The sequence below is a fragment of the Agromyces litoreus genome, assembly GCF_040496015.1.
Taxonomy (GTDB): domain Bacteria; phylum Actinomycetota; class Actinomycetes; order Actinomycetales; family Microbacteriaceae; genus Agromyces; species Agromyces litoreus.
In genome coordinates this window covers 1-8,430 of the sequence record NZ_JBEPKA010000030.1, presented here as the reverse complement: position 1 = coordinate 8,430, position 8,430 = coordinate 1, and the positions used below count along the sequence as shown (strand labels likewise).

Sequence of the window (8,430 nt, the reverse complement as noted above, 5' to 3'; positions counted from 1 at the left end):
ACGCTGTTGAGTTCTCAAGGAACGGACGCACCCACCAGAACCAACCCGGAAACCCAGGCCAACCCCAACGAGGCAACTTCCCAACTATACCACCCCGAACCGAGTGCTCGTGAACGAGCACCGCGGGAGCGAAAGTGGATTCCCCAGGCTTGAAGCAACCGAGTCGCACGAGGCGCCTACGAGGCTGTTTGGCTGGGGTTACCGCCCGGCCCCTGAGCTTTCGCTCCCGGCTGCCGCGGCAACAGAGATAAACATACGCACCCGCCGGGCCGATCACAAATCGGTCACGCCGCCCGCGCGTGTCGCGCCCGGCGACACCTCGCACCGGGGGTCCCGCCGGTGGCGGGAACCCCCGATCACGGCGCGATCGTCAGCCGAAGTGCGCGGGATCCGGACCGACGCGCCCCGCCCGCTCGAGGTCGTTGACCCGCTCCATCTCGCCGCTCGAGAGCTCGAAGTCGAACACGTCGAAGTTCTCCGCCATCCGCTCGCGGCGGTTGGACTTCGGGAACACGATGAAGCCGCGCTGCAGGTGCCAACGGATGACGACCTGCGCGGGCGACTTCCCATGCGCGTCCGCGACCTCGACCACCTCGGGGAGCTCGAGCAGCGGGTACTTGCCCTGTCCCAGCGGGCCCCACGACTCGATCCCGATGCCGTGCTCCGCGGCGAACGCCGTCGTCTCGGGCTGCTGATGAGCCGGGTGGAGCTCGATCTGGTCGATCGCCGGCACGACGTCGGTCTCGTCGACCAGTCGCTGCAGGTGCGGCGCCATGAAGTTCGAGACGCCGATCGAGCGGGCCCGTCCTGACTCGCGGATCTGCTCGAACGCCCGCCAGGTCTCGACGTACCGATCCTTCGACGGCACCGGCCAGTGGATCAGGTAGAGGTCCACGTACTCGAGGCCGAGCCGATCGAGGCTGCCCTGGAACGCATCGAGCGTCGACTGCGTGCCCTGGTCGTCGTTCCAGAGCTTCGTGGTCACGTACAGCTCGTCGCGCGGCACGCCCGATCGGGCGATCGCGCGGCCGACGCCCTCCTCGTTGCCGTAGATGCGCGCGGTGTCGAGGTGCCGATAGCCCACCTCGAGCGCGTCGGCGACGATGCGCTCGGTCTCGGGGGGATCGACCAGGAACACGCCGAAGCCGAGCTGCGGGATCGAGTGGCCGTCGTTCAACTGGATGCGCGGTACCGAGTGATCGCTCATGCAGTCATGCAACACGATCGCACCCGCCGTCGGTCGGGCGTTCGCGGGGCGCGAACACTCGCCGGACACCGGCCGGAACGGATCAGGCCGCCGTCGGTGCGGCGGCCCGCGCTGCGACCCCATCGAGCATGGACGCCATCAGCGCCACTGCATCCGCTCGATCGAGCCGACTCCGACGCGCGAGCGTCTGCCAGGTGCGGAAGTCGACGGCGAGCGCGGCCGCGGCGGCGAGTTCGGAGCCCTGGACCGCTCCGGGCCAGGCCTCGAGCAGGACGTCACGAGCGGACCTCAGCGGTCGGCCGATGCGGAGTTCATTCACCTCGTGCAGCACCTCGTCACGTTCGCCGTCGCGCAGGACGTTCGCGACGAGCGACTCGTTCGCCTCCCAGTAGGCGTACACGGCCTCGAGGCCGGTCGCCGCCCGTGCGACGGGCGAGTCGATCCCACGCCACGGCTCGGGGTCCGGGAACGGGTGCTCCTCGAGGTGCAGGCCCGAGCACGCGAGGAAGAGGGATCGATCGTCCGGGAAGTGCCGGTAGAGCGTGCTCCGCTGCACCCCGGCGCGGTCCGCGACCGCGCTGAAGGAGCTCTCGGCGGGGCCCGCGGTCCGATGCAGCTCGAGCGCAGCCTCGACGATGCGCCGACGTGTCTGCTCCTGCTGCTCGGCGCGCGCCCGCTGCTCGTATCTCCGTGCCATCTCCTCATTCTACGCACATGTGTGTTCGATCAATTGACAACCCGGCCGGTCCGGTCGTACCGTTTTCACTACACACCACTGTTCACCGAAAGGCAGTACGTCATGACCACCATCGACACCGTTGCGGCGCCCCTCGCCGTCCTCTCCCCGGGCGACGCGGGATGGGACGAGGCACGGGCCACGTTCAACCTGCTCGACGACCAGGAACCCGAACTGATCGCGCTCCCGCGAGATGCCCGGCAGGTCGCCGAGGCCATCGGGATCGCTCGCCGGGCAGGACTCCGCGTCGGGGCGCAGGGAACCGGCCACGGCGCGTCCTCCCGCGACACCCTGGCCGGCATGCTCCTCGTCAACACGTCCCGCATGACGGATGTCGAGATCGATGCCCGCGCGCGCCGCGTGCGCGTCGGGGCTGCCGCGAAGTGGCAGCACGTCGCGCCGCTGCTCTCCGAGCACGGCCTGGCCGGCCTGCACGGCTCCTCGCTCGACGTCGGCATCGCCGGATACTCCATGGGCGGCGGCATCGGCTGGCTCACCCGGCGCCACGGCCTCCAGACCAACGCCGTGCGCGCCGTCGAACTCGTCACCGCCGGCGGAGAGATCGTCCGCGCCGACGCCGACCATCACCCCGACCTCTTCTGGGCGCTCAGGGGCGGCGGCGGCAACTTCGGCATCGTCACCGCGATCGAGTTCGAGGTCGTCGCGGTTCCCGAGCTCGTCGCGGGCGCATACTTCTTCCCCGTCGAGCGTGCCGGAGCAGTCCTGACCACCTGGACGCGATTGCTCCCCTCGTTCCCGGAGGAACTCACGACATGGGTGACGGTGATCCACTTCCCGCCGACGACCGACGTCCCGGTCGAGGTCCGAGGTCGGGCCTTCGCGATCGTCATGGCGGCCCATCTCGGGCCCGAGGCCGAGGCGCGTCGACTCCTGCGGCCGCTGGAGCGTCTTGGGCCGGTCATGGACACGCTCGGTTCGAGCGATCCGATCTCCCTCGGCACGCTCGCCATGGATCCGGAGGACCCGCTGCCCTACCGTTCGACGACCGCGCTCGTCGACGCGCTCCCCGACGATGCGGCTGCGGAGATGGCACGCCTCGCGGGTCGCGACGGGTCGCTCGCGCTCCTCCAGGTCCGGCACATCGGAGGTGCCTTCGCGCGGCGCCCGGACGGCGCGGGTGCCCGCGCGACGCTCCCCGGCGAGATCCTCGTGTACGGGCTCGGCGTGCCGACGGACGCGGCAAGCGATGCCGCCGTCACGCGAGGGCTCGAAGGGCTCGACGCGGTGCTGGCCCCGCTGAAGGTCGGGGAGTACCCGAACTTCGTCGAACGCCCCGTCGACGCGAGCCGCTTCTTCGATTCCGCGACCTGGGCTCGGCTCGTCGAGGTCAAGGCGACCTGGGATCCGGACGACCTGGTGCAGGGCAACCACCACGTCGCGCCCGCCCGAGGCGCCGCCTGAACGCTCGACCGGGGTGCCCGTCCCGGGCGTTCCCACAACTCCGGGACGGGCACCCCGTCGCCCCCGCGCGAGCGTAGGATTGAGGGCTATGCCTGCGAGCGTCCCCGCGATCACCTACCCGGCCGACCTGCCGGTCAGCGGTCGACGCGAGGACATCGCGCGCGCCGTCCGGGACCACCAGGTCGTCATCGTCGCGGGCGCGACCGGGTCGGGCAAGACGACGCAGCTGCCGAAGATCTGCCTCGAGCTCGGCCGCGAGCGCATCGCGCACACCCAGCCCCGGCGCATCGCCGCGCGCACGATCGCCGAGCGCGTCTCCGAGGAGCTCGGCGTCGAGCTGGGCGACCTCGTCGGCTACCAGGTCCGCTTCACCGACCGCGCGAGCGAGGCGACGCGCATCAAGGTGATGACCGACGGGATCCTGCTCAACGAGATCCACCACGATCGCGACCTGCGCCGCTACGACACGATCATCATCGACGAGGCCCACGAGCGCAGCCTCAACATCGACTTCCTGCTCGGCTACCTCAAGCGCCTCCTCCCCCGCCGCCCCGACCTCCGCGTGATCATCACGAGCGCGACCATCGACCCCGAGAGCTTCGCGGCGCACTTCGCGGATGCGGCCGGCGAGCCTGCCCCGATCATCGAGGTGTCCGGCCGCACCTACCCGGTCGAGGTCCGCTATCGCCCGCTCGTGGCCGACTCCGCCGGCGCCGGCGACGACGAGGAGGGCGACGACGAGGGCGCCGCGGCGGAGGACCGCGACATCCAGCAGGGGATCCTCGACGCGCTCGACGAGCTGGGCCGGGAGGCACCGGGCGACGTGCTCGTCTTCCTCTCCGGCGAGAGCGAGATCCGCGACGCCGAGGCGGCCGTGCGCGCGCACGCCCAGCGCCGCGGCGCGGCCGACGTGACCGAGGTGCTGCCGCTGTACGGCCGCCTCTCCTCCGCCGACCAGCACCGCGTGTTCGAGCCGTCGAAGGTCGCCGGGCTCCGCCGCCGGGTCGTGCTCGCGACGAACGTCGCCGAGACGAGCCTCACCGTGCCCGGCATCCGCTACGTCGTCGACGCCGGCACGGCGCGAATCAGCCGCTACTCGGCGCGTTCGAAGGTGCAGCGCCTGCCGATCGAGCCGATCTCGCAGGCCTCGGCGAACCAGCGGTCGGGCCGGTCGGGCCGCACCAGCGACGGCATCGCCATCCGCCTCTACTCCGAGGGCGACTTCGAGAAGCGCCCGGAGTTCACCGATCCCGAGATCCTCCGCACGAACCTCGCCGCGGTGATCCTCCAGATGGCCTCGCTCGGCCTCGGCGCCGTCGAGGACTTCCCGTTCCTCACTCCGCCCGACGCCCGCGGCATCCGCGACGGCGTCGACCTCCTCCGCGAACTCGGCGCGATCGACGAGGCGGATGCCGCGGCCGGCCCGCAGCTCACGCGCATCGGCCGGCAGCTCGCCCGCCTGCCGATCGAGCCGCGGTTCGCGCGGATGGTGCTCGAGTCGAAGGCGCAGGGAACGAGCCGCGAGGTGCTCGCGATCGTCGCCGGGCTGACCATCCAGGACCCGCGCGAGCGGCCGCTCGAGCGGCGCGAGCAGGCCGACGAGATGCACCGCCGCTTCGTCGACCCGACGAGCGACTTCCTCTCGCTGCTGAACCTCTGGAACCACCTCGAGGAGCAGCAGCGCGAACTCTCGGGCAGCGCGTTCCGCCGGATGTGCCGAAGCGAGTTCCTCAACTACCTGCGCGTACGCGAGTGGCAGGACCTCTACCGCCAGCTCGTGCGGCTCGCGAAGCCGCTCGGGTTGCACGTCGCCAAGGAGGCGGGCGCACCGAACGCCGACGGCATCCATCGGGCGCTGCTCGCCGGCCTGCTGTCGCAGATCGGCATCCGGGACGACGGCCGCACCGGCAGCGGTCGCGGTGGCGCCGGCGCGCAGCGCGAGTCCGAGCGGCGCGGACGCCGCCCGCAGGCGGAGTTCGTCGGCGCACGCAACGCGCGCTTCGTCGTGTTCCCCGGTTCGGCGCTCGCGAAGAAGCCTCCCGCCGCGATCATGTCGGCCGAGCTCGTCGAGACGAGCCGGCTCTTCGCCCGCACCGCGGCCGCCATCGACCCGGCGTGGGCCGAGCAGCTCGCGGGCCCGCTCGCGAAGCGCTCGTTCTCCGCCCCGCGCTGGGAGCGCCGGCAGGGGTCGGCCGTGGCCGACGAGAAGGTGCTGCTCTACGGCGTGCCGATCATCCCCAAGCGACGCATCCAGCTCGCCCGGGTCGACCGCGCGCTCGCGCGCGAGCTCTTCATCCGTCATGCGCTCGTCGAGGAGGAATGGGACTGGAACCGGCTCGACCGGAACGTCTACGCCTTCATCCGGCGGAACCGGCAGCTGCGACGCGAGCTGGGCGAGCTCGAGGAGCGCACCCGTCGACGCGACGTCCTCGCGGGCGACGAGGCCGTCGTCGCGTTCTACGAGCAGCGCCTCCCCGACGACGCGACGGACGCGCGAGCGTTCGAGCGGTGGTGGCGCGCCGAGCACCGCCGCACCCCCGACCTGCTGACGATGACCGCGCGCGACCTGGTCGGCGAGGACGAGGCGACGGCCGACGACGGCTTCCCGGATCGGTGGCGGCAGGGCGACCAGACGCTGACCCTCCGCTACCGCTTCGAGCCGGGCGCCGACGACGACGGCGTCAGCGTGCTCGTCCCGCTCGTGCTGCTGCCCCGCCTCGAGCCCGTCGGCTTCGACTGGCAGGTGCCGGGCCTGCGCGACGAGCTCATCACCGCCATGCTCCGGACCCTGCCCAAGGTGCTGCGACGGCAGGTGGTGCCGGCCGCGGAGTGGGCCGCGAAGATCTCGGCCGAACTCCCGGACGGGCCCGAGACGGGGTCTGAGCGCGATCCGTTCCCCGAGACGATCGCCGCCGTGATCAAGCGGCTCACCTACGCCCCCGTGACCGCCGACGACTTCGACCTCGACCGGTTGCCGCCGCACCTGCGCGTGACGTTCCGCGCGGTGGACGAGCGCGGCCGCACGGCGGGCGAGGGCAAGGACCTGGGCGCACTGCAGGAGCGCCTCGCCGACCGGGCCGGCCGCGCCGTGGCCTCGACCTTCGCGGCAGCACCCGGCGAGCGCGGCGGACGACGCGGTGGGGGCGCGGATGCCGCGGGCACGGTCCCGCACGATGGCGGATCCGGCCGCGCATCGACGAGACGCGACCGCAGCGGCGGCCCGGCCGCCCCCTCGTTCGCGGAGCGGACGGGCCTCACCACCTGGGACCAGGACGAACTGCCCGCGCACGTCGACACGCGCCAGGCGGGAAACGTCGTGCGCGCCTACCCGGCCCTCGTCGACGAGGGGTCCTCGGTCGCGCTCCGGCTCGTCGCGACGGACGAGGAGCGCGACCGCGTGACGCGCCGCGGCATCCGTCGCCTGCTCGTGCTCGCGACGCCGTCGCCCGTCGCGTACGTGCAGGAGCACCTGTCGAACCAGGAGAAGCTCGCGCTCGCCTCGAGCGCGTACCCGGGCCCACGCGCCCTGCTCGACGACTGCCTCGCGGCGGTGGTCGACGCCGAACTGCGGCTGCGGCACGCCGACGGGCTCGTGCGCACGCGGGCGGAGTTCGAGGCCGTGCGCGACGCCGTCTCCGCGAACGTGATGGAGCGGATGTTCGACACCGTCGCGCTCGTGTCCAGGATCCTGGTGGCGGCGCGCGAGGCCGACCGAGCGATCTCGAAGGCCTCGAGCCTCCAGCTGATGTCGGCGCTCGCGGATGCTCGCTCGCAGCTCGAGGCGCTCGTGCCGGCCGGCTTCGTCTCGGCCACCGGACTCGACCGGCTCCGCCACCTGCCGCGCTACCTCGAGGCGATCGTCGTGCGCGTCCGCCGGATGCAGGAGAACCCCGGTCGCGACCGCCAGCTGATGACCGAGTTCGACCAGGCGCGCACCGCCTACGCGAAGGCCGGCGGAGCGGTGCCGATCGATGAGGAGGCCGACCCGCGCCTCGTGCGGGTGCGCTGGATGCTCGAGGAACTGCGAGTGGGCCTGTTCGCCCAGGAACTGCGCACGGCCGAGACGGTGTCGGTCAAGCGCATCGTCAAGGCGCTGGCGGAGTGAGCGCGGCGAGCCGCTCGGCGTAGCCCGGCGCGAGCGCGTCGAACCGGGCGTCCCAGCGCTCGCGGTCCTTCGGCGCGCCGGGGTCGGCGAGGTGCCAGGCGAGGCTCTCGAGGTAGGTGTGCCATCCGGGCCCGTAGTCGGGCCGCGTCACGTGCTCGTGCACGAGCCGCAACCGCGTGCCACCCGTGACCGGGTCGAGCCGGACGGTGAGCCGAGTCGGCGCCTCGCCGACGACGGTCCACGTCGTCGCGAACCCCTGCGGCCGCTCGCACGCGGTCACCTCGCCGTCGCAGTACACGTCGCCGTCGCGCGTGAGCGCCTGCCAGCGGCCGCCGAGCCGGAAGTCGCCGCGATAGGCCGCCATCCACCGCGAGAGTCGTTCGGGCGTGGTGATCGCCTCCCACAGGTCGTCGGGGTCGGTGTCGTAGGTCTCCTCGAACTCGAGCCGCAGCCCGGGCTCGTCGGGAAGGATCTCTCCCATGACGGCCATCATCGCTCCTCGGTCAGGGCGGGCGGATCGCCCGCGGTGCGTCGATCGCGGCGTCCGCGCGCGATCTCGGTGTGCAGGGCATCGAGCCGTTGGGGCCAGAGCCGCCGGTATCGCTCGAGTTGGGCGCCGGCCTCGTCGAGCCCGGTCCGCTCGAGCGCGTAGATGCGACGAGCCCCCTCGGCGCGCACGGTCGCGAACCCGTGCTCGCGCAGGATGCGCAGCTGCCGGCTCACCGCGGGCTGGGTGATGCCGAACTCCCCGGCCACCACGTCGACGACGGCGCCGGCCGGACGCTCGCCGTCGGCCAGGAGCTCGAGGATGCGGCGGCGGACCGGGTCGCCCAGGACATCGAACGCGTGCACGTCGAGATCATATCATTTTGATGTTATATACGGAAGAACTGATCCCCCACGAGCACGAGCCGGCGACCCCGTCGTCGCTAGCATTGAGCCACCGTGGCAAGCTACTCC

At 72.1% G+C, this 8,430-nt stretch carries 6 protein-coding genes; 2 read left to right on the top strand and 4 right to left on the bottom strand.

Annotation, left to right across the window (positions count from 1 at the left end):
- Positions 1-370: 370 nt before the first annotated feature.
- Together ABME01_RS15535 and ABME01_RS15530 are read right to left on the bottom strand one after the other, a co-directional pair.
- A complete protein-coding gene (locus tag ABME01_RS15535; RefSeq protein ID WP_353829336.1) occupies positions 371-1,207 on the bottom strand; it encodes an aldo/keto reductase in 837 nt (278 codons plus the stop codon).
- An 82-nt stretch (positions 1,208-1,289) separates the two neighbouring features.
- The gene (locus ABME01_RS15530; RefSeq protein WP_353829335.1) at positions 1,290-1,904 is read right to left on the bottom strand and encodes a TetR/AcrR family transcriptional regulator; all 615 of its coding nucleotides are present in this window, start codon (positions 1,902-1,904) and stop codon (positions 1,290-1,292) included.
- Between the two features lie 102 nt (positions 1,905-2,006).
- On the opposite strand from ABME01_RS15530, the gene ABME01_RS15525 reads away from it, so the two are divergent.
- Together ABME01_RS15525 and hrpA are read left to right on the top strand one after the other, a co-directional pair.
- Positions 2,007-3,365, top strand: coding sequence for an FAD-binding oxidoreductase (locus ABME01_RS15525; RefSeq protein WP_353829334.1), 1,359 nt, complete (start codon positions 2,007-2,009; stop codon positions 3,363-3,365).
- Positions 3,366-3,453: 88 nt separating this feature from the next.
- Positions 3,454-7,470, top strand: coding sequence for an ATP-dependent RNA helicase HrpA (gene hrpA / locus ABME01_RS15520; RefSeq protein ID WP_353829333.1), 4,017 nt, complete (start codon positions 3,454-3,456; stop codon positions 7,468-7,470).
- Here hrpA and ABME01_RS15515 read toward each other — a convergent pair.
- On the bottom strand, positions 7,451-7,951 hold the full coding sequence (locus ABME01_RS15515) for an SRPBCC domain-containing protein (protein WP_353829332.1): 501 nt from the start codon (positions 7,949-7,951) through the stop codon (positions 7,451-7,453). The two genes, hrpA and ABME01_RS15515, sit on opposite strands and share 20 nt — an antisense overlap.
- 8 nt (positions 7,952-7,959) lie before the next feature.
- A complete protein-coding gene (locus tag ABME01_RS15510) occupies positions 7,960-8,322 on the bottom strand; it encodes an ArsR/SmtB family transcription factor (RefSeq protein ID WP_353829331.1) in 363 nt (120 codons plus the stop codon).
- Between the last annotated feature and the right edge of the window lie 108 nt (positions 8,323-8,430).